Source organism: Enterococcus sp. 12C11_DIV0727 (genome assembly GCF_002148425.2).
Classification (GTDB): domain Bacteria; phylum Bacillota; class Bacilli; order Lactobacillales; family Enterococcaceae; genus Enterococcus_L; species Enterococcus_L lemimoniae.
This window is the reverse complement of the sequence record NZ_CP147248.1, coordinates 2551882-2573066: the sequence shown is the minus strand read 5'-3', so window position 1 is coordinate 2573066 and position 21185 is coordinate 2551882. Positions and strand designations below refer to the sequence as shown.

The 21185-nt window shown below is 35.2% G+C and carries 18 protein-coding genes and 1 pseudogene; 8 read left to right on the top strand and 11 right to left on the bottom strand.

Going from position 1 to position 21185, the window contains the following annotated elements:
- Positions 1 to 51 precede the first annotated feature (51 nt).
- Positions 52 to 954, bottom strand: coding sequence for a helix-turn-helix domain-containing protein (locus tag A5866_RS12175; RefSeq protein ID WP_086445248.1), 903 nt, complete (start codon positions 952 to 954; stop codon positions 52 to 54).
- A 419-nt stretch (positions 955 to 1373) separates the two neighbouring features.
- Here A5866_RS12175 and A5866_RS12170 point away from each other — a divergent pair, with 419 nt between their 5' ends.
- Positions 1374 to 1571 (top strand): helix-turn-helix transcriptional regulator, encoded by a 198-nt coding sequence (locus A5866_RS12170; protein ID WP_176271362.1) that lies wholly within the window; start codon positions 1374 to 1376, stop codon positions 1569 to 1571.
- A 116-nt stretch (positions 1572 to 1687) separates the two neighbouring features.
- On the opposite strand, the gene A5866_RS12165 is transcribed toward A5866_RS12170, so the two are convergent.
- The 9 genes and pseudogenes from A5866_RS12165 to A5866_RS12125 all read right to left on the bottom strand — a co-directional run bounded on the left by A5866_RS12165 (position 1688) and on the right by A5866_RS12125 (position 11262).
- Positions 1688 to 2278 (bottom strand): family 1 glycosylhydrolase, encoded by a 591-nt coding sequence (locus A5866_RS12165; RefSeq protein ID WP_176332602.1) that lies wholly within the window; start codon positions 2276 to 2278, stop codon positions 1688 to 1690.
- A gap of 227 nt (positions 2279 to 2505) precedes the next feature.
- Positions 2506 to 2653, bottom strand: a pseudogene (locus A5866_RS12160) (cell filamentation protein Fic); the annotation flags it as partial.
- 93 nt (positions 2654 to 2746) lie between these two features.
- The gene (locus A5866_RS12155; RefSeq protein ID WP_140335144.1) at positions 2747 to 6529 is read right to left on the bottom strand and encodes a SpaA isopeptide-forming pilin-related protein; all 3783 of its coding nucleotides are present in this window, start codon (positions 6527 to 6529) and stop codon (positions 2747 to 2749) included.
- Between the two features lie 118 nt (positions 6530 to 6647).
- Positions 6648 to 7160 carry a hypothetical protein gene (locus tag A5866_RS12150; RefSeq protein ID WP_339099681.1) on the bottom strand — a complete coding sequence of 171 codons (513 nt, stop codon included), beginning with the start codon at positions 7158 to 7160 and terminating at the stop codon, positions 6648 to 6650.
- A 43-nt stretch (positions 7161 to 7203) separates the two neighbouring features.
- Entirely contained in the window at positions 7204 to 8367 is a 1164-nt protein-coding gene (locus tag A5866_RS12145; protein WP_086445251.1) for a DUF916 and DUF3324 domain-containing protein, read from the bottom strand.
- A gap of 72 nt (positions 8368 to 8439) precedes the next feature.
- Entirely contained in the window at positions 8440 to 9258 is an 819-nt protein-coding gene (locus A5866_RS12140; RefSeq protein WP_086445252.1) for a WxL domain-containing protein, read from the bottom strand.
- A 58-nt stretch (positions 9259 to 9316) separates the two neighbouring features.
- Entirely contained in the window at positions 9317 to 10165 is an 849-nt protein-coding gene (locus A5866_RS12135; protein ID WP_086445253.1) for a WxL domain-containing protein, read from the bottom strand.
- Complete coding sequence (locus A5866_RS12130; protein ID WP_086277406.1) at positions 10162 to 10455, bottom strand: LPXTG cell wall anchor domain-containing protein; 294 nt, start codon at positions 10453 to 10455, stop codon at positions 10162 to 10164. The genes A5866_RS12135 and A5866_RS12130 overlap by 4 nt, the downstream gene beginning before the upstream one ends.
- Positions 10456 to 10581: 126 nt before the next feature.
- Entirely contained in the window at positions 10582 to 11262 is a 681-nt protein-coding gene (locus A5866_RS12125; protein WP_086277407.1) for a winged helix-turn-helix domain-containing protein, read from the bottom strand.
- 378 nt (positions 11263 to 11640) lie between these two features.
- On the opposite strand from A5866_RS12125, the gene A5866_RS12120 reads away from it, so the two are divergent.
- The 3 genes from A5866_RS12120 (at position 11641) to A5866_RS12110 (ending at position 15394) form a co-directional block, all read left to right on the top strand.
- Complete coding sequence (locus tag A5866_RS12120; protein ID WP_086445254.1) at positions 11641 to 13569, top strand: MucBP domain-containing protein; 1929 nt, start codon at positions 11641 to 11643, stop codon at positions 13567 to 13569.
- A 63-nt stretch (positions 13570 to 13632) separates the two neighbouring features.
- On the top strand, positions 13633 to 15078 hold the full coding sequence (locus tag A5866_RS12115) for a helix-turn-helix domain-containing protein (RefSeq protein ID WP_086445255.1): 1446 nt from the start codon (positions 13633 to 13635) through the stop codon (positions 15076 to 15078).
- Complete coding sequence (locus A5866_RS12110) at positions 15056 to 15394, top strand: MucBP domain-containing protein (RefSeq protein ID WP_086277410.1); 339 nt, start codon at positions 15056 to 15058, stop codon at positions 15392 to 15394. The genes A5866_RS12115 and A5866_RS12110 overlap by 23 nt, the downstream gene beginning before the upstream one ends.
- Before the next feature lie 598 nt (positions 15395 to 15992).
- Here the strand turns inward: A5866_RS12110 and A5866_RS12105 are convergent.
- Positions 15993 to 16757 (bottom strand): DeoR/GlpR family DNA-binding transcription regulator, encoded by a 765-nt coding sequence (locus tag A5866_RS12105; RefSeq protein WP_176271364.1) that lies wholly within the window; start codon positions 16755 to 16757, stop codon positions 15993 to 15995.
- A 155-nt stretch (positions 16758 to 16912) separates the two neighbouring features.
- On the opposite strand from A5866_RS12105, the gene A5866_RS12100 reads away from it, so the two are divergent.
- The 4 genes from A5866_RS12100 to A5866_RS12085 all read left to right on the top strand — a co-directional run bounded on the left by A5866_RS12100 (position 16913) and on the right by A5866_RS12085 (position 21179).
- Positions 16913 to 18004: an ABC transporter ATP-binding protein gene (locus A5866_RS12100; protein ID WP_086279654.1), complete on the top strand. Its 1092-nt coding sequence runs from the start codon at positions 16913 to 16915 to the stop codon at positions 18002 to 18004.
- A complete protein-coding gene (locus A5866_RS12095) occupies positions 17991 to 18863 on the top strand; it encodes a carbohydrate ABC transporter permease (RefSeq protein WP_086277412.1) in 873 nt (290 codons plus the stop codon). Before A5866_RS12100 ends, A5866_RS12095 begins: the two co-directional genes overlap by 14 nt.
- Positions 18864 to 18988: 125 nt before the next feature.
- Positions 18989 to 19831: a carbohydrate ABC transporter permease gene (locus A5866_RS12090; RefSeq protein WP_086277413.1), complete on the top strand. Its 843-nt coding sequence runs from the start codon at positions 18989 to 18991 to the stop codon at positions 19829 to 19831.
- Between the two features lie 34 nt (positions 19832 to 19865).
- Entirely contained in the window at positions 19866 to 21179 is a 1314-nt protein-coding gene (locus A5866_RS12085; RefSeq protein ID WP_086445256.1) for an ABC transporter substrate-binding protein, read from the top strand.
- The last annotated feature ends 6 nt before the right edge of the window (positions 21180 to 21185 follow it).

The window sequence follows — 21185 nt, the reverse complement described above, 5'->3', positions numbered from 1 at the left end:
GGAGATATGCTGAGGGTTTACCTGTAACTGGAAGTAAAAAAAATTGATCATTTAATTATGTTTTACAAAAACAACTGGAAAATCTTTTTTATCGATGTGTTCGTCCATGCCAGCTAAAACTAGTTTGACATCGGTACTAATTTGATCTGCTAAATCAATATCACCTATATCTTTTAGTAAATGTATATACTCTTGAATTCTCTGTATATATTGATAATCACCGATATTTACATAATCTAATAAATTTTCTAAATACTTTAAATGTGTTTGATAATGAAAATCTTTTCGCACTTTATCATTTTTCTTAGCTAAATAAATATATTTTCTTGCAAGATAATACTCTTTTTCGTAAATCCTAGATGTTATTGCATTCAAAAGAATATAATAAAAAGAATCGTTAACCTTTATAGTTTGTTGTACTTCAGTAAGAAAAATTTTTTGTATAAGTACATCTGCTTTTTCTTTTTTAAGGAATTTCATCGCATTCCTAATAATTATGTAGTCATAGTGCTGATAATCCTTTTTACCACTCATCAAAGAGTAGATATTTTCTAATTCCTCTAACTTTACTTCGTCAATCTCATCCCATAATTGAGAAAAATAACATTGTATAGCAAAATAATTGGATAGTTCTCTTAAATTCTTATTTTTGTTTGAAAGTTCTTTAAAATAATTAACTAACTCCTGTTTGACAATTTCATCTTGCAAGTTCTGAACACAATACAAGTACAGAGTTTTAAACTCTTGTTGCTCTATATCTAACGGAGCCATAGCAAAAACTTCTTCTGGTAAAAGTGATAATACATTAATTATTTTTTTCAAGTCTGTTATTTTGAGTTCCTGTTTTCCATTTTCAATTCTAGAATAAACAGAAGGATCAAAATTAGTTAAAATTTCTTTCTGCGTGAAATCCATTTGTTTTCTAAATAACTTCAAAACTTCATGTATTTCCATTATTTCCTATCCTTCCAAAGGTTATTTCAGCATAAAATATTTATTTCAAGACAAAGACAGCATTATTCCATGCTTTTTTAACAATTAGTTCAATAATAAGTTTATAAAGCCTTTAATATCTGATATTATTATAAGTATCTAGTTGTTAGCTAATAGAAATTGAAGTGTAATTACTCAATACTATTTAACTTTTGATTCCTAGACAAAAAAACTCCTAGCAATCATAAAACTTGGGGAAGTTATTCATGCTAGAAGTCATTGATAAAAGGAACGCTTTCCATTCATCTGTAGCTCACCGCTAAGTATTAAATATAATTCACAAAGTTAGAATTAGTATATATTTTAATCAAAATTGCTAATAAATGTTGCGTGCGTTATTTTTTTACTATCATAATCACAAAAGAAAGAGGCTATCATTTATGAAAAAACCGATCAAAAACAATTTGCAAGAAACCCGTAGCAACAGTAGTATGACCCAAGAAGAGCTTGCCGATAAGGTCGATGTTTCGATTCAAACGATTCAAAGTATTGAAAAAGGAAAATATAAACCTTCTGACTCGTTGGCACTTAACATTGCGCGCTCACTAGGTAAAGAGGTTACTGAAATTTTTTCTTAACTCACTAAGAGTTTAGACCTTCTACTGGTAACAGACAGACAATATTCAAAAAAGATCAGATTCCATCTTAGCTAGAATCTGATCTACCTTCACTTTTATTTTTTTACGCTCTAAAGTTACAACCTTTTTCCATTTCCCCTAATAACTCCCTGATACCAATAAAAACTATCTTTTTTATACCTAGTCAATTCTCTGACATCGGTATCCGTTCGATCTACATAAACAAACCCATACCGCTTTCTAAAGCCACTAGTTGTACTGATCAAATCAATAAAAGACCATGGGTAAAAACCAAAAACCTCTACACCATCCTGAACAATGGCTAAATGAACCTGTTCAAGATGCTTCTTTAAATAATCAATGCGATAGTCGTCACGAATTTGGTGTTTCTCGTTTAGTGTATCGATTGCTCCTAAGCCATTTTCTGTGATGATCAACGGTATTTCATAACGCTGATAAATCCGATTTAATGTAATCCACAACCCTTCTGGATCGATTTCCCAATCCCAGTCATTTCTTTCTAAATATGGATTACTACAACCTTTATAGATTCCTTCAATCACTTCTTTTTCAGTCGAACCTACTTCACCCGCTTTATTGATCACTAATTCTTTAGCACGGTCTTGTTCAGTCACGTGCTCCACCGTTTTACTATCATAATAATTGAGCCCGATAAAATCACATTTTCCTGCTTTGATCTGGTCCAAATCGTGGTGATGATTGCGATAAATCAGTCGGAGCGAAAGGAGTTTCGGAAGATTTTTAACTTGATTATTGAATCGTTGGATAATAAGGAAACGATCGATGCACTGTTACAAGCCGATTCTTATGAGGAATTTGTGAGTTGCTTGGTGGATTCGTTTCGATTTTAACCATTAAAAACTTCCTGAAAAAAACACTTAATCTGAGCGTTTTTTTCAGGAAGGCTTTTTTATTATAGATCTTCTGTACTATATTCAGTATAGCCTTCATAGTAATAACTAATATCGATTCCCTTCATAATAGACCTCTCGATCATCCACTGCAGCAGTCAACGCATTTTTGATCAAATAACGTATTTCCAAATCATTTACTGGACTACTTAACTCTCTAGCAAACATATATAAAAATAACCTAAGATTTGCTTACTAAATCTTAGGCTACTTCTTATTGATATTTACTTTCAACTAAGTGATTCAGGGCTCCTGAATAATCTCCCAAGTAACTTCCCCTGTATAGTCATCAGCTAATGTCCCTTTAGCTGGTACTTCCAGTTTAAAGCCTCGGTTTTCACTTCCCGCTGTATCTAAAATGAAATTGAAATCTTTCTTCCCTTTATCGTTAGCATCTTGTTTATTATTCACTAATTCTCCGCCAGATCCATTCAAAACAACATCCGTTGCACCATTTCGGTAAATCAAACGGGCATCTTTTAGCACTTTATTTTCTTGTGTCGTAAATTCTTTCGATAAGAAAGCATTTAAGCGAATATTGCCTCGCGTCTTGCCATTTTTTGTTGTAGCAGAGGTCGTAATTTGGCGACTATCTCTAAATCCTACTTCAAAATCATCTGTATTAGCATAAGAAAGCACTTGCTCAAAGGGTGTGACGAAGCCTGTTTCAAAGGTTAAAAGTTCAGGAACTTTTAACGAAATCAGTCCTTCATATTTATAATAGACTGTTTCACTATCATATGGAATCGTCAATGCTTCCTCTGATCCATCCATTTTTCCTTTATCAAAGGTCAAAAAGCGATAATCTAGGTTTTCTAGCGCTAACGCATCAAGTTGATCTGTGATTGCTTTTTGCTCTTTTAAATTAACGATAGTACCGTTACCGCCTTTGATCGTTATCGGATCGATCGTTTCTATATCCGTTCCATCTTGATAGGTAAAATGAACGTTGATTTTACCTTCTTTAACGTAGGGAATCGTCAGTTTGTTTTCACCGGTTGGCGTCAAAGTGATTTCCTTACCTGGATCTTTATAATCCTGATTGGACACATAGCCCTCTGGCGGACTGATTTCTTTCAAGGTATAGTTTGTAACGACATATTCTTTTAGAAGAATTTGACCGTTTGCATTTGATGTTAGCGTATCTTTTACCTTTCCATCTTTATCGATGATCTCGTATGTTGCACCAGCTAACGGTTTATTGGTCACAGAATCGATCATAGTGATCGTCATATCTTTTAAGATCAGATTTCCACCGCCACCTGCGCCAGAGTTATCGATATCAAATTTCCCCGACCAATTATTGTTTAAATAACTTTGTGTTGTTGTAGAGCCGCGATAGTCAATAAACGGATGACTTGAATTTCCTCCTGTGTAACTTTTCGAGCCACTTGTGGTGAAATTAAAATTCAATTTTACGATCAAGCCATTTTTCAACTGATCATCATTGATAGTGACAGCCCACGCTGAATAACCACCACCACTCACTGAAATAGTTGAGGCTGGTAAAGGATTACCTTCTCCATCCGTAACTTCTCTTAAGCTGGAAAGTTCTTTCGAATCGTTTGACGGGACAATATTGGCAAGGTCGATTTTTGTCCCTTTAATCAATGCAAAACCGTTGTTTTTATTGACCACCAAGGTTCCTTCAGCAATATTAGCATACGTCTCACTTGTTTTTAGTGTAAAACTTTTTGCTAAATTGTTATTAAAATAAAATCTGGTAGACGTTGTATCGACTGGGTCAAAGCTATCATTTGTTTGACTGATTTTTGCATAATCACCCGCAGCATTATAATAATTATTTTTGCCTAAAGTAAAACTAACGATGATTGCTTGCGTTAATTTTTTGTTTTTCACGCGAATTTGATTCTCTTCGATACTTATTTCAGGATATTCCTCACTGTCAGAAGTGATTTCTTCATCTGGCAGTAGATTGGTATAATCTGTTGTAGAAAATTTTTTGACCTTGTTTACTGTAAACTTTCTATCTAAAACCGAAACATCCATACTTTTATAATTGATAACGACCTCATTATTCGTAAGATCGGCTTCTGATGGATTTATCAGTAATTTCACTTGGTTCACAGGTTGTTCTTTAACTTTTTCAGCCAGAGTATACATGCCATTTTTTCCTAGTACAAATGGTGAATTCGTAAAAAGATAACTCGGGATATAAGCATATCCAACTGTTAGAAATTCTTTTTCTGTTGACGAAGCAAAAATGAACTTCGGTGTGATTGTATTTGTCGCTCGGGAATCTTTTGGATTGATTGTTTTAAGATCAACGCCTGTTTCATACGTTACTGTGAGCTTTTCTTTGACTTCTTTTAAAAACTTGATTTCAAAATGGTCTGAAGAATCGACCAATTCATAATCGGTTCCTTCAACTAACTCTTTTTTCACACCATTTTTTCCAAATTCCACAGAGCTGATTTTCAAATTTTTCAAGGTCCCTGCTTTTACACCATCACCAAATGTATCTGTTATTTTCGTGATTTTTTGATAAAGAGAATTGATCGTTGCCGTCCAAGCGATGCTATTTTTTTCCGTGTTGAATGTCCCGCTTTTCATGTTGGCAGCTTGACCTTTAAAGGCTGTCGTCCCGTTTGTTTCGTATCCATTTCCAGAAAGAATATATTTACTATTGTACGATGGTGTAACCGTCTCATCTATTCCAGTATAGATATCTAAGCCTAACGTACCTGTCGTATCTTCACCTAAGTAAGTTAGTGTTACCTCACCAAATACATCACTCGTGATTTTCCAGTTACTGATTGCTTTTTTAGTCCCTTCGACAATGGAGCCATTGGCATTGAATGTGACGTTATATTCTTGAGCTAATTTTGTATCGACCGCCACCAATGCTGGATCCTTATCATTTGTCAGAATGAATGTATCCCCTTTTTTTAGTTGCTGATTTGTTCCATTGATGTAGATCGGTGTTTTAACGAGTCTTTCATTTTCTTTGACATTGGTATCTGCAACAATTGTCCCTAACCCCAAATAACCTAATTCCACTACAAAGAAGTTAACTGAAAACCGGCTGTAACTGATAAAATTATCAGTAGTTGTTCCTGGATAAACAATAAATGTCATCCAGGATGCTACTGTCCCTCTTTTCCCGTTAGAAATAGGATTAAAACCAGTGTAATCAAAATTCATTTCCCCCTCTGAAACTTCTAATGCTTCATGGAATTTCTCTTTAAACTTAATTTGGCTCAACTCATTTGTTTTTTCAATCACATCAAAATCTTCATTGACCTTTAATTCTTTTTTTTCACCTATGCGCGTTCCATCAATCATTGTTTCATACGTATAGAATTTAAATGATGAAAGGTCTTGTGTTGCATTAACATAACCGTCGCTCCAACCACTTGGCATTAATTTTTTTGAGAAACTGACTTGAAGATTATTTTTTGATAAATCTACACGGGCGTAGTTGACGTCCATTGCACCATAAGCACCGCCACTTGTAGGCATCAATGTTGTTTCATTCTTCTCTTTGTCAAAAGTCTTTCCATAAAGATATTGTGTGCTGGTTTTCTCATATAGATGAAAGATATAATTTGTTGGCGTTTGTGTTTCAAAAGGCATGGTTTGTTTGGAATTTAGTTTGCTATCAAATTTGATACGTGTGACTAAATCCAATTTATATTCTGCCGATTGAACATCCTTTATCATCGTTAAGGCCAATTTTCTTGTTGCTGGATCAATGCGATAAGTCGCTGTATCACTCAAGCCACCTTCAATAACCTGCGTGTAGGTGAAGCCTTCTGGTAATGTTGTTTCAAACGTATCGCCTGTTTTATAATTTTTATTCGTGAATTTGAACGTCATTGTGACTTTGACTTCCGAATCATTTTTGAGGTAATCTTCTTGCTCTAACACTCGACTTTTTTCACTTGGAACGATGATTTTCGCTTCTTGAAAAATATTATCTGTGATTGCTCTGGTTGGTTGTACTTCTTGCGCTTGGAGCTTATTTTTAGAACTTAAAGAAGTGGCGATAAATATACCTATCACTAAACTAACCCCTAAAATAAGCAAAGAGAGAATATACTTTTTTCTTTTCATAAGCCGTGAAATAGAACACTATTTCAACTGTTCACTCCTCTCGTTTCGTCCGATGTTCAACAACACTCTATGTTTTGTTTTCATTTTTGTACTTAAATTCAATCCGTTCAGTAGAAAAATAACTGCTATTTAGGTACAACTTTTCTTTCTGCTTCGTCCAATGAATATTTTCTAACGTCATATGTACGACTTTATTCAAATTAGAACCTGGCTGAATTTGTTTGATTCCTTTTTTTGTGTACTGCAAGGTAAGCTCTTTTTCAGTTTGATCAGAAACTGTGTATAGATCGGACTTTTTTTCCAATGTATTGATTTCCTCTTTAGAAAAGTTCACTTTCGCTATTTTAGCGAATAATTTTACTTGTTTCCCATCATATTTATTGACCCCTGCGGCCGTCCATTTTCCTGTAAACACAAGCGTAAACCCTTTTGTTTTTTTGTAATCCGCAATAGCTAATTCCCACATATTTCCTTGGCTTGTTAGCCGCATGGCTTGATCGGTCGATACCCAGTTGCCGCTGATTTTATTGGCAAATGGATAACAGATATACCCTGCAATACCACCGCTTATTAGAAGCATAAGTAGTAAGGTCAGAACAAGGTAGAAAGAAAAAGGCTTTTGCTTATCTTCGTTTATGGTTTCCTGAACTTGGGGAAGATCGTTTATCGGTTGTTCGTTGTTTTCGTTTGTCATGTTCTTTTCCTTTTTTTTGCTTTTTTTGACGTGCTCGTCTTGCTTGTTCTTTTCGTTTTTTCTTCTTTTTGGATAAAATGACCAATAGAATAATAAGAACAATAACAAGTAAAATGAAGATTCCCCCGCCAATCAAGATATAGAGCAAATAGTCCTTCTCAAGATCCACTGCTTGTTCATTCAGCTCGTTTGCTTCTTTTGCACTGATGACAAATTCTTGATCGAATTGCCATTCTTGTCCTGTATCTTCTGATTTTGCTTTGACTTTGGCAACATAGGTACCTGCTGAAAAGGGTTGATTCTCCCAGTTAATCGGAACATTATAGTTAGTGTTTGGCGCTACTCGATAGCCTTTTACCTTTGTTTCATGCAAAGGTGCGTTGTCTCCTTTTTTACTGACAGCAGCATCATAGGAGACGTTATCGATAATCGTTGCTGTGGGATTTTGCAGATTTACTTTCACTGTATTGCGCCCTGCAACTTGGGAGGCAAAGACTTTTTTGAGTGCTAAATCGGATTTTGGCAGATCATCTGATTCTCTTAATTGGATGGCTACTGAATACGCAAAATTATTAGAAATGTTGAAGCCTTTTTTTGTTTCTTCGGTTTTCTTTTCTCCTGCATCGGCACTTGTCACACGAATTGCACCAAGAATTAGCCCTTCAAAAGGCTCACTGGGGATATCTAATGTTACTTTCGTAACGGTCGTGCCTTTTGCTGGAATGCTGACCGTTTGTTCTGAGGTCGCAATACTTGATAAAGGATATTTTAAAGAAGAATCTTTATTGGTTTCATCTTCTGTATAGACAAATGAACCGCCATCTCCTGTATAGGCTGGGTTGATGTTGATGTTGACTGTAGCGTCTTTGTCCCCTTGGTTATAGAGTTGAAAAGAGAGTTCCTGTTTTTCTCCCGGGTTCACTTTTAAATCATAATAGCCTGCATCTTTTGTCACTTGATTGTCTGGTAAAATAGCTTTGACGGAAATGGGAATTTCTTCTCCATACGCTGGAGAAAATGGTATTAGGATCAGCAAAGCTAAACATAAAAAGACTCGTCTGCTCCAGCTCATCGATTGTTTTAGTAGAGTCATACATTTTTCCTTTCTAACAAAATTGGAAAAAAGTTCCTAAAAATGGAACTTTCCACCAATAAAAACTGGGTTTTACGGTCCGACCGTTAGAGTCCAATTTAATTTAGCTCCATATGCTTTAGCTTGTACCCCATCGCTTTGTGGAACATTTAGTTTTACATCTGTATTTTTGTCTGTTAACGCTGGTGAATCTACTTTTCCGTAGTTTGATTCGTCATAATCTTTTTGGAAGACAACTGAACTGATGGTTCCGTTTGTTGTTGTTTGATCAGTCTTTCCAGCTTTAGATGTTAGTACAGCGATACTACCAGTTGTATCCACACCTTTGACAGGAACTTGAACAGTACCATCACTCGGGATTGTCAGTCCTGTCACAACATCGGTCACATTTCCAGTTTGAACATTATTGGTCAAGGTTTGGTTGTACAAATTGACTCTAGATGCTTTCAAAGCATGTCCTCCTGTTTCTTTAAACAGCGCTTCTTGTTCCACTGTCACAGCCCATGCCGTTCCTTGCACACCAGAAACATCGCCGACTTGTACAAAGTGAGGAATAGCATATTTTGTCGTATCGCCTGTTTTTTGATAATGTTCATAAATAGCATCATAATTTTTTGTATCGACACTTGTTTCGTTACTACCAAAATCAAAGTCTGGGACATGCATCAATTGAATATTTTCAACGGTTACCCGTTCATTATTGCCATCAACGATATCGATTTTTTCATCTGTACCAGGTTTGATTGTATTGATATCACCAGATTGAGGTACAAATGACGCTTTTCCATCTGTTTTTACTGCTCCTGTTTCGGCAAAAGCTGGTGTTGCTAAGCTTAAAATCCCCGCTGTTACTAAGCTCAATCCTAAAATTCTTTTTATAGTTGTTTTCATTTTTTCGCTCCTTGTCTTTGTTGCTGATAAGATGTTTTTTTATTTAATGATTCGCTCTTTACGGTTCTACAGTCAATGTCCAAGTTAAATCAGCTGAATAAGCTTTCGCTTGTGATTGGTCACTTGCCGGTACATTTAATTTGACCCCTTCGTAGCGAGACGCTGTAGGTGTTTTAGTCGCATCGTAGTCTTCTTCGATATAACTATTTCTAAAAACAGAAGAAGTATATGAGTTCAATGTGAAGCCAGGTGTTTTATTTTCCAACACTACTAATTCATCTTGTGTATCGCTTTTAACAGGAATCGTTGAATACGCGCCAAATTCATCTGTCTCACTTAGTGCAACACCTGCAACTTTGTCTGCTAAATCTGTGGCTGCATAGGCGGTACTTGTTAACGTATTTCCATAAATTCGAATACGAGATCTGTCTAATTGTTTTGGTGTGCTATCGTTTGTTTTGAATACGTCATCTTGTTGAACGCTTAATTTCCATTTTGTTTCACTATTCCCAGATAAATCCGCTACTTGAACAGAATGAGGCATATAAAATGTTTCAGCCCCTTGCCCTTTTGTTCTTTTTTCAGTTAACGCTTCGTATTCAGTTGTTTTCAACTCTGTTTTATTTGAACCAAATGAAATGTCTGGTAAATGTGTTACATAAACATTATTTGCTTCTGGTAGTGGTTTTGGTTTCGTTGGATCTGTCGGATCTGGGTCTGGATCTAATGGATTAGGATCTTTTGGTCCTTCTTCTGGTTTCGATGGATCAGGACGATCCCCAGCAGTAAATTCTGTTTCAGCTTTTGTTTTGGCTGTTGCACTTGCATCTACTGCATAAACTCCTGTAGAGCTGTAACTTAATACCAATCCACTCAACAATAAACTTGCAACTAATTTCTTTTTCATTCTTGTTCCTTCTTTCGTGTGTTTTTATTTTTTAAGTAAAACCATAGATAAATGAAAATCAACAGACAAATCCCGATAATAAGTAAGTACAGGCTCAACGCTTCCCCTGTATGAGGAAGTATTCCTTTTTTATTTCCAGAAAAAATAGTATCAATAATCGGTTTTTTCGGATGGTCACCTTGAATAAAAGTAATACCTGATTGCGTTTTTCCAGAGGCTTCTGCAGATGTTCCATAAAATGGGACAAATAAGAGCAGTAAACAAATACTAGATTGAATTAGTTTTTTCATAATTGCCTCCCCTCTGCCTTAAATAACGATATTCTTTTCTACTAAGTGATGATTTTGTTTGTCGGAGGATTTGCCTTGGCTATTGACTCGTCAGATTCTATCGCTCACCCCCTCTCCAGGTTTACTTCATTCGGATAAAGTTAGCATGTAGCCTCTTGAGCGGATTGTTTTGATCAATTCTTTTTTCCCATCACTTGTTTGAGCTATTTTTGCTCGGATTTTACAAACAATATTCGCCACTCTGCTTTGCCCACTTTCACCCAATAAATCTATTCCCTTACCCAAAAATGATTCTGCAAGCATTTCATAGGTGCAAACCTCTTCCTTATGTTCATAAAGAAGAGCAAACAGATAATATTCTGATTTTGTCAGTGAAATAGTTAAATGATCAACATTAAGGCTTAGCTTTAAGGGGTCTAATAGCACCATTGGCTCTTTTTTCATTTTCATGTGTTGCGCCGATTCCATTGTATTTAAGCTGTTGCTAATAGCTAAATCTATTTCTTCAATGGTGTAATCTTCAAAAATTCCACAAACACCTAATTGTAAATAAATGTTTTTTTCCTCTACTCGTTTTTCAGTAGTACTTATCCAGATTGGAATCGGTCGACGCATTTTACTTTTGATAACCCATTCACAAACCTCTACAACACTGAATGTCTGATTTTTACAGATAAGCAATGCATCTATATCTTGTAAGTCCTTCTCATCGACTACTTTTTTATTTTCTACTAAACATCCAGAGGCTTTATAGGAAATAAATGTTTCACTACTCTTCTTTTCTGTGTTTAGTATCCCAACCCTCATAACATTCCTCTCCCATTCAATTAAAAAATCTCAAAAACAAATCATAATTATTTTTATTTTGCTTATTTAATATTCGTCTAGATACAAATAAAATACAATCACGCCAAAGGAACTATTTTCCCGTTTTTTTGCAAATGTCCGCATTTTTTCCGAACTCACGAAAAAATAAAGAAATTCTTTTTATTATTTTATAGATGTTATTAGTGAAAAAGTGTACTATATTAGTTGATTTCTTTTTCTTATATAAAATATTTTTGATATCAAAAAGTTATCCATAAAGAATAATCGATAAAAATAAGTGGTTTTTTACCAAAAATAAACTTCACAAAAAGATTGATTCTTTCACTTTATAACTATATTTATTGAGGAGTATTACTATTGAACAACGCAAAAAAAATTTTTCTGCCTTCGATGATCTGTTTGGGAATTTATACTTTAGCAAATTTGCCCATCGAAGCGACAGCAATCAACCAAGATGAACCAATGGCAATGGAACACACACCTTCTTCTGAATCAGCTACGTACAATTCTTCTCTACACTCATCCAGTCCAGACCTTCCTTTTACAAGAGCTACATCAGAAATAGTATCCGTTCCTGACAAGGTTCTAAGAGAAACTATTTTAATAAAATTAGGAAAATCAACAGATGATGTACTTACTAAGCAAGATATGGAGAGCCTGACTTCTTTAACGATAACGAATGCTACATCTATACAAATCAACAGTTTGGCTGGTCTAGAATTTGCAACAAACTTAGGTGCTATCTCTTTAGACAATAACAATGTAGGGGACTTTACCCCTTTGGAACAATTGACATCGCTCGTTTTTGTCAGTTTAAGTGGTAACTTTTTAACCTCTAGTACTTTTCCTGATCTAAGCAAAAGTACTGGGATTACTCATATTTCAGTAACTTCCAGACAACTAGATAATGAGGTATTATCAAAATTCACTACATTGATGAATCTTGAGCGACTCTATTTAGATAAAAATATGTTTATTACGACACTTGAGCCCTTGAAACATTTGCCAAAATTACGTTCAATTTCCGTTCAATTTTGCGGTATTACAGATTTTACTGTAATCAATGATTTTCCAGCGCTGAATGACCTAGCAGCCTTTGGGCAAAATACTGGCCGAACAAGCCTTCCAGTCACGATGTCTCGGAGCACCTTAGGCTATGATGCCACACAACAAACCGTTTTTATTCCATTTGTTGAAATGCCTAATCGAATCACAAATTTTGACGGTTATGTACCGCCATTTACAACATCAACTTCTGCTAGTAACACTGTACTTGAATTCAATGATGCACAATTGCCGGAAGATCGCTTACAAATCACAGATCTTGGAATTACTGTCTCAGCTGTTACAGAAGAGGATTTTCATAATCTCGCTAGTATTACATATAATGCTCGGATAAATAATCCTGTAGGAAACTATGAGACCCCACCTAATTTTAGTTTCTACGCCATTTCTGCTGGAACGTACTTCCAACAATTTAATGTGATTGACGAACCTGAAGATGGAGCACCAGTGACCGTTAAATACCAGGATGAAGCGGGTCAGCCTATTAGTGAATCTACTGTCTTAGAAGGAAAAATCGATGCCTCATTCACAGCTGTACCTAAAGACATCAATACTTGGGTATTGAAATCAACAGCTGGGAATACAGAAGGCACCTTCACACAAAATCCTCAGGAAATTATTTTTACCTATGAAAGAGCACTTGGCGAACCTGTAATGGTCTACTATACTGATACACAAGGGAAGCCACTTGCTGAACCAGAAACATTGCAGGGACAGCTTGATACACCTTATACGTCTGTAAGCAAACAAATAACAGGCTGGCAACTAAAAGAACTTCCTAGAAATGCTAGTGGATCGTTTACGAATCAAGCCCAAACAGTCCATTACATGTATAAAAAGATAGAGAAACCCTTAATTCCTTTGACCCATTCACATTCTGCATTCCCCACAGAATATTTTGGTTACGGAACTAACCCTATCATTAGCAGTATTACTCACATCGTTAAGAATCAAGTGGACGTTTCTGAGGTATTAAAAGAGGCTCTAGAGTTGCCAACGTGGTTTCCAAATACACTGGCAACCACTGAAAAAACGAGTGATTCCAAAGAAACGGTGCAACAACAAGCTAAGGAAAAACAAACAGATCATGATGGTAGAGGCTCTGTGACGATTAAGTTTGTTGATGAACAAGGCAATGAACTTACTACGCCAAGTACTATTACAGGGAAAATCGGCGAATCTTACAGAATCACAGCCAAAAAAGTTGAAAAAATAAACTAAATACCGGTTTAGAAACAATTCTTTTAACGGTTTTGCTTCTAATCCAACAATGGGGAGAGAATAATGGAATATTTGCAATTTTTAGATGAAGAAGATCGCGATAAGTTACACTTACTTATGAACTTACAACTTTACAACGATCAATATTTAACTCAAAAAAGATTACTGGAGCTCACAGGGTTATCGAAGTTTTTATTGGAAAAATATATAAAAGAGTTAAATGAAGAGTGTCCAGAAATAACGATTTCTGAAGAAGTTTACGATGAACTGATTTATCAGCCTATCTCTAATGATATGATTCAAAAGATACAACATACTTTCGCCCAACGTTCACTAAAATTTCGTTTTTTTATTGAGGTGCTAGTAGAAGAGAAAACGATAAAAAAATTTCAAGAAGAACAACATATTGCCAAAACGACGCTTTACCAAATTCGCAGCAAAGTGTTAACTCAGCTAAAAAAAGAGCGGATCGTGATTCAAAAAAATAAACTGACTGGAAACGAGATGAAAGTACGTTCCATTATTTTTGACCTTGTTTCTTATTTCTATTTTGGAGAAGACTATCCATTTTCCAAGGATAGCAATCAAGAAGTACAACAGCTTCTACAGTTATTGACTACACATTTTGGTTTAGACTCAACTTTTTTTCAGAAAAAAAAGTTAGCCTTATTTATCCACATCGTCTACATTAGAATAAAAAAACATCATGCGGTAAAAGAAAATCTGTGTTCTATCAATAAAAAGACAAATCACGCACTTGAACAACAGATGATCTTGATTGAGCAAGCACTCCGTCCAACAAAAGACACAGTTCCTGAATCGTTCAATGAAAGTAACTACTTATTAGCCTTTCTATTTGTTTCTGAAATGTTCACACCTGAACTGACATTCAATCAAGAGTTATTTACACAAAACCAAGAGGCTACGCAAGAACTAGTGGAGCGTATAGCCACTCAATTTCAAATTACAGATTTACAAAAAACGCAGCTATACGATTCTTTTTTGAAAAAACTGTTAAGTCTATCTATTTTCAAACAAAGTTATACTACATTTGTCGAAACTGCAGCGTATAGCTACTTTGCTGAGGTTTATTATCCCTTACATACATTGATCTTACGGTTTATTCGAAAAACTCACTTTCTGATAGCTCTAGAACTGTCCAAAAATGATCAAGCAAAACTTTACTATGACATAATGTTTTCCGTATTATCTATTTTAGAACCTTCACAATTAGGAACACCGATCAATATTTATATCGATTTTTCACATGGAATAGCCTATACAGAGTATATTTGTCAAAGCTTGCGGCGCTTTCGTGATTTAAATGTTAGTATTCAGAAAAAATTTAACAATGATACCCATATCTTTTTATCTGATTACCATCTAAAAGAAACAAGTTGTCAGCAAATCATTTGGAAACAACCGCCAACTCCGTCTGATTGGGCCAAATTTGCTGATTTAGTGATTGAACTAAGGGAGAACGAAAATGAAAAAAACAATATCTTTTAATCTGTGTTTGTTGACAGTTTTTCTAGCTTTTTTACTAATTGCTCAACCAACAATGATTATTTTTTATGCCAAAGAAGAGGAACACCACTACTGGGAATTAGTGAGCCACCCAGCTTTACAAGAAGGAACTTTTACAAATGAGCCACAAGAAGTTGTTTTTGTTTATCGGAAAAAGACAGTCTCAATTCCCTCGCGAATGACCACTATAGAATACCCTGCTGTAGTGGTTCCTCCTGGACAGAGAGCAGCTACGCAATACGGAACATTGTTAGGGAATCTTTCAGGAATCTTTCTTTTTGGTTCTACTCGACTGTAATTATGAAGTGAGTTCCTACTCAACAAAAAATAAGGATAAGGTTGTGGCGAAAACTATTTCTCTAACTTGACCGATTTTTCCATTTGAACTGCCAGATAGTCTGAGGGTATTACTCTGCAAAATATTTTTCGTATTTCTGGTTACTTCTTTTGAAAAAGAGAAGTTATTTTTTTCAACCGTATGGGAAGCACTAATTGGTTGGTGAAATTAATACTGTATTAGGAAGAAACTTCCATGCGTGAATAATAAAAAAGTATTGATCAAAACAAGTTCCGAGCTGTTGAATACAATATACAGAAAAAACTAAATAGTGGCCTGTAACTTGGTTGAAGAGGAGCATTTAACAGAAAGAATATTTAAAATATAAAAGTATGAAGTATATGTTTTTCAAGACCACCTTCAAGTATATTACATGCAAAAGATAACAAATCTTTAGGCACGCTAAAATGACCCGTTTATCGAACGATAGACGGGCTATTTGATGTAATAGAGATCCTATGATCCAGCGCATTAACTAACTATTTATCAATAAACTACCTTCATAAATTTTCTACTTTTAATTTAGCCTGTCGTTTATAGAAAACTTTGAAACAGAATCCTATCTTTCTCCAGTAAAGATAGGGACTCCGCATTTTTCATAATTATAAGCTACAACAGGAGAAAGTTGATCATCCGTTATAACTGCACTAACTTGATGCAAAGGGCAGACGCTTAACAACGAGGTGCTATCAAATTTGGTCGAGTCTCCTACTCCATATATTGTCGAACTATTTTTAATCATTTGTTTTTTTAAAGAAGCTTCTCCAAAACCATAGTCTGTAAAACCGTTGCTTAAAGAAATTCCACTAAAACTCATGAAAAAGACATCTATATGAAACTGTTTTAAATAGTCAGCACTGAACTCTCCTACAAAACAAAGTTCATCATTCTTTATTAATCCTCCGGGCATGACAATTTGAAAACGACTTCTTTTAGAAAGTTCCACCGCAATGATTACAGAGTTTGTAACTACGGTCAGATTTTTAAAATGATGGGTAAGCTCTGCCGCGATTTGCGTATTGGTCGTACTGACATCCAATCCAATAATTTGGTTTTCCGACACAAATTCAATTGCTTTTTTAGCAATTTTCCGTTTTTCCACGCGGTTCAAATTTTGACGATGCAAATAATCTGTTTCGTTGACAAACTTTTGATTATAATAAGCCCCACCATATATTTTTTTAGCTATTCCACTTTCTTCCAACAATTCTAAATCTTTTCTTGCTGTTTCACTTGAAACATTAAACGCCTTTGCAATATAACTATTCTTGATTGTTTTATTTTTTTTTAGATACTCTACAATTGCTTCTTGCCTTTTATTCATCGTCTCGCCTCCTTTTTTCATTATACTTATTTCACATTAACAAACTTGGGATTTGGCAAAACATTAACTTTGAATTAACAAACTTAACTTTAAACTTACAAAGACCTTACAAACAATCCTTATAATCGAATTTAAGAAAGGGGTTTGTGATTCTATTGGCTAAAATTGAATTAAAGAATATTAGTAAAACGTATGATAATAGAGATGAAACAACCATTGAAAACTTTAATCTGTCAATTGACGAAAAAGAATTTATTGTGTTAGTGGGGCCTTCGGGTTGTGGCAAATCTACCACTTTGCGAATGATTGCTGGCTTGGAGGAAATTACATCTGGCGAGTTATGGATGAACGGAGAAAAAGTGAATACTGTAGCATCAAAAGATCGAAATATCTCGATGGTTTTTCAAAACTATGCTTTATTTCCGCACTTATCGGTTGCAGAAAATATTTCGTTTGGCTTAAAAGTAAGAAAATTTAAAAAACAAGAAATAGAAAAATTGGTAAAAGAAACTGCCACAGTTGTTGGTTTAGAAGATCTCTTAAAGAAGAAACCAAAGGAATTATCTGGAGGACAAAAGCAACGTGTTGCCTTAGCTAGGGCTATAGTAAAACAAACCGATATTTTTCTGATGGATGAACCGTTATCCAATTTAGATGCAAAACTTCGAACACAAATGCGAGAAGAAATCATTCAATTACATCGAAAATTACAAACGACTACAATCTATGTTACCCATGATCAGGTTGAAGCTATGACAATGGCTACAAGAATTGTCATTTTAAAAGATGGAGATATTCAACAAGTAGGGACACCTTATGAAGTGTTTCGATTTCCCCAGAGTAAGTTTGTCGCGGGTTTTATAGGGACACCTGCAATGAATTTTTTACCTGTTTCTTATCAAAATAAGATGCTCTATTTAAAAGGAGTTTCATTATTAGCTGAAGAATTAATACTACCATTTGAAAAAACGGAATGGACTTTGGGGATTCGACCAGAGGATATTCATGTGAATAATGAACAAGGCTTGCCTGCTACGATTGAGTATATGGAATTGCTAGGTTCTGAATTGCTACTTCATTTGCATCATGAGTCTTATTCCTTTTTAGCTAAAGTCCATCATTCTCATTCCTATCAAGAAGGACAACAAGTATACTTACAGTTTCCAGAGGAAAATTTCTATTTATTTGATAAAGAAAGTGATAAGACATGGTACTCCAAGGGGGCTTTTCTTCATGAGGAAAAATAACTATTTACTTGCTTTCTTTTATGTTGGGCTCCCTATATTGCCTTTGCTCATTTTCTGGTTCATTCCTTTAGTTGTATCTGTCTGGTTGAGTACTACAGACTGGGACTATATAAATCCTGTCATCCAGTCTGTTGGCGTAGAAAACTATACGACAATTTTAGGTTCATCTGAGTTTAGAGCTGCTTTTGGAAATACTATCTTTTTCACATTATGGACCGTCATTCCAACTTTAATTCTTGGCTTTTTCACAGCTCTACTCATTCACTCGATTTCTAAAGGGAAAACTTTGTTTAAAACTCTTTTGTTTTCTCCTTGGGTAACCCCTACTGTTGCGATTTCAATCGTATGGTCTTGGATTTTCGAGCCTAAAGTTGGCGTAATCAACCAAATTCTGGGGTTTCTTCATTTGCCTCAACCCTCTTGGTTACAAAGTTCCAACTTTGCTATGTGGGCGATCATAATTGTTACCATTTGGAAAGGGATTGGCTGGTGCATGATTTTTTATTGCGATGCTCTTCAAAAAATTCCATCTGAAATTGAGGAAGTGTGCGAAATTGAGGGAGTTTCTTATTGGAAAAAAATGAAGAGGGTTTATTTTCCCTATGTTTCTCCCACTACCTTATTTTTAATTGTAACTTCCATTATTTCTTCACTACAAGCTTATGATCAGATTCAAGTCATGACGCAAGGGGGGCCTTCTGGAAGCACAAGAACTTTACTTTACTACTACTATCAGCTTGCATTTGAACAATTTAACATGGGACAAGCTACAGCTCTTGCTGTGCTGCTTATTTTCATCACAGCTCTTATCTCTCTTGCCCAATTTTTGCTTTCAAAATATTGGGTTCATTACAATTAATGACAAGTTTTGGATAAGGTTAGCACAACTGTTCCTCAAAATTCTAGTCTTCAGAAAAAATATAGCATTGTAAACGTCTAGTACAGTTCGTTTAATCAGTAAGAAACATAAGGAGTGAACTACAAATGAAGGGAAATCACTGTCGAACATTCGTTGGACTCTTTCAATATACTGCACTAATTGTTTTAAGTATCGGAACGCTTTTTCCACTAGTATGGATGGCACTTAGCTCTTTAAAAACAACAGATGAAATGTTTGCCGTTCCCTTGCAGCTTCTTCCTAAAGAAATGCAATGGCATCATTTTGTAGATGCCTTCAAACTGGCACCATTTGCTATTTATTTAAAAAATAGCATCGTGACTTCTTTTTTAATTGTCATTTTTCAAATTGGATTATCTTGTATGGTAGCCTATGGCTTAACCCAAATTAAGTTTAAAGGAAGAAATTTAATCTTTCATAGCTTGCTTCTTTCTTACATGTTGCCCTCAGCAGTTACGTATGTTCCGAGTTACGTTATATTGGCAAAATTAAATTTATTAGATTCTCTCACAGGAATTGTGATTTCAAATATCGGAAGTGTATTCAGTATTTTTTTACTAAGGCAAACCTTTCTAAATATACCTAAGGAGGTGATTGAAGCTGCCCGAGTTGAAGGCGCATCAGACTGGCGGATTTTATGGCGTGTGATGGTGCCGATGTCTAAATCAAGTGTTTTTACCTTATCCATTATTACCTTTATTCAAATGTACAACAATTATCTTTGGCCTTCACTAATCGTAAAAAGCCAAGATAAATACTTAATCACAGTTGGATTAAGACAATTTTTTACTATGCAAGGCGCATTTGCTGATCAGTGGCCCTTAATCATGGCGGTAAATGTCATTACAGTCATTCCATTATTAATCGTCTTTATTGTTTTCCAAAAATGGTTAATCAAAGGGATTGGCGATAGTGGCGTAAAAGGATAAACACAAACTAAAAATAACTTATTGGAGGAAAATCATGAAAAAAGTAATGAATGTTCTATCTGTTATGAGTATATTGTTAGGCATTAGCCTTGTTCTGACAGGCTGTGGAAATACAAAAAATACCGATTCTAAAGAAAGCGGCTCAGAAAAAACACAAATTGAATATTGGTATGGGTTAGGTAGTGAAGCCGACAAAAAGATGAAAGAGATTATCCAAGAATTCAATGACTCACAAGATAAATATGAAGTTAAAGCTGTTCCACAGGCAGATTACGCTGAAACGTATCAAAAACTTCAGGCTGCTATTGCTTCTAAAACAGCACCAGGATTGGCGATTTTAGGAAATAGCTATTTAGCCGATTTAGGAAGCAAAAATGTACTTGAGCCCTTGGATTCGTATTTAAAAGAAGACAAGGAATATAATGAATCAGATTTTCTTAAAGTATTTATGGAACAAGCAAAGGTAAATGATTCTGTTTTGGGTGTTCCTGCTTATGGTACCACGCAAGTCATGTATTACCGAAAAGATTTACTTGAAAAAGCTGGTATTTCCCCAACAGAGGCCTTCTCTTCTTGGGAAAACTTGATTGCCGCAAGTAAAAAAATTAAAGAAGAAAACATTGCAGAAATTGGCTTTGAACCTATGTGGGGACAAGATAATTTAATAGATATCTCATTAAGTAATGGGGGAACGATCCTAGATAAGGATCAAAAGAAGGTAACAATAAGCACTTCCGCTTGGATCGATTCTTGGGAGATGATTCGAAAAGCTATTCATGAAGATAAAGTGATGTCTATAAATTCTGGCGGACAGGGTTGGGAATACTGGTACAAGACGATTGATGATGTGACTAACGGAAAATCGGTTGGCTATCTAGGCTCTTCAGGGGATAAAGGAAATCTAGATTTTTCAATCATTGATTCTGCAGAACAACCCGGTGTAGGAAGTAATCAAGCAAAACCGATCGCTTCTGCTCTTTATCTTGCAATTCCAAGCTCAATTGATAAAAAAGAGAAGGAAGCGGCTTATGCCTTTATTCATTATTTTACACAAAGTAAAGTTCAAGCAGACTGGTCAGAAACGATTGGTTATATCCCAGTAAAAGAATCCACATTAGACAACGAAGACTATGCAAAATTTTTAGAAGAAAAACCATATTATGCCGTTCCCTTTAAGCAAGCGCAACATGCAAGCCCTGCTTTCATTGATCCAACTGGTGGAAAAATTGTAGATGCTCTTAAAATAGCTGCAGATCAGGTAGAATTAGAGAATGTTCCTGCAAAACAAGCATTGTCAGAAGCTCAGAAAAAAGCACAAGAAGCACTAGACCAAATAAATAAAAAGTAGGTGTCA

What these genes read in the sequence shown, in the direction of transcription:
- A5866_RS12175 (WP_086445248.1), bottom strand. Translation starts at nt 954, where the DNA reads ATGGAAATACATGAAGTTTTGAAGTTATTTAGAAAACAAATGGATTTC.
- A5866_RS12170 (WP_176271362.1), top strand. Translation starts at nt 1,374, where the DNA reads ATGAAAAAACCGATCAAAAACAATTTGCAAGAAACCCGTAGCAACAGT.
- A5866_RS12150 (WP_339099681.1), bottom strand. Translation starts at nt 7,160, where the DNA reads ATGCTTCTAATAAGCGGTGGTATTGCAGGGTATATCTGTTATCCATTT.
- A5866_RS12145 (WP_086445251.1), bottom strand. Translation starts at nt 8,367, where the DNA reads ATGACTCTACTAAAACAATCGATGAGCTGGAGCAGACGAGTCTTTTTA.
- A5866_RS12140 (WP_086445252.1), bottom strand. Translation starts at nt 9,258, where the DNA reads ATGAAAACAACTATAAAAAGAATTTTAGGATTGAGCTTAGTAACAGCG.
- A5866_RS12135 (WP_086445253.1), bottom strand. Translation starts at nt 10,165, where the DNA reads ATGAAAAAGAAATTAGTTGCAAGTTTATTGTTGAGTGGATTGGTATTA.
- A5866_RS12130 (WP_086277406.1), bottom strand. Translation starts at nt 10,455, where the DNA reads ATGAAAAAACTAATTCAATCTAGTATTTGTTTACTGCTCTTATTTGTC.
- A5866_RS12125 (WP_086277407.1), bottom strand. Translation starts at nt 11,262, where the DNA reads ATGAGGGTTGGGATACTAAACACAGAAAAGAAGAGTAGTGAAACATTT.
- A5866_RS12115 (WP_086445255.1), top strand. Translation starts at nt 13,633, where the DNA reads ATGGAATATTTGCAATTTTTAGATGAAGAAGATCGCGATAAGTTACAC.
- A5866_RS12110 (WP_086277410.1), top strand. Translation starts at nt 15,056, where the DNA reads ATGAAAAAAACAATATCTTTTAATCTGTGTTTGTTGACAGTTTTTCTA.
- A5866_RS12105 (WP_176271364.1), bottom strand. Translation starts at nt 16,757, where the DNA reads ATGAATAAAAGGCAAGAAGCAATTGTAGAGTATCTAAAAAAAAATAAA.
- A5866_RS12095 (WP_086277412.1), top strand. Translation starts at nt 17,991, where the DNA reads ATGAGGAAAAATAACTATTTACTTGCTTTCTTTTATGTTGGGCTCCCT.
- A5866_RS12090 (WP_086277413.1), top strand. Translation starts at nt 18,989, where the DNA reads ATGAAGGGAAATCACTGTCGAACATTCGTTGGACTCTTTCAATATACT.
- A5866_RS12085 (WP_086445256.1), top strand. Translation starts at nt 19,866, where the DNA reads ATGAAAAAAGTAATGAATGTTCTATCTGTTATGAGTATATTGTTAGGC.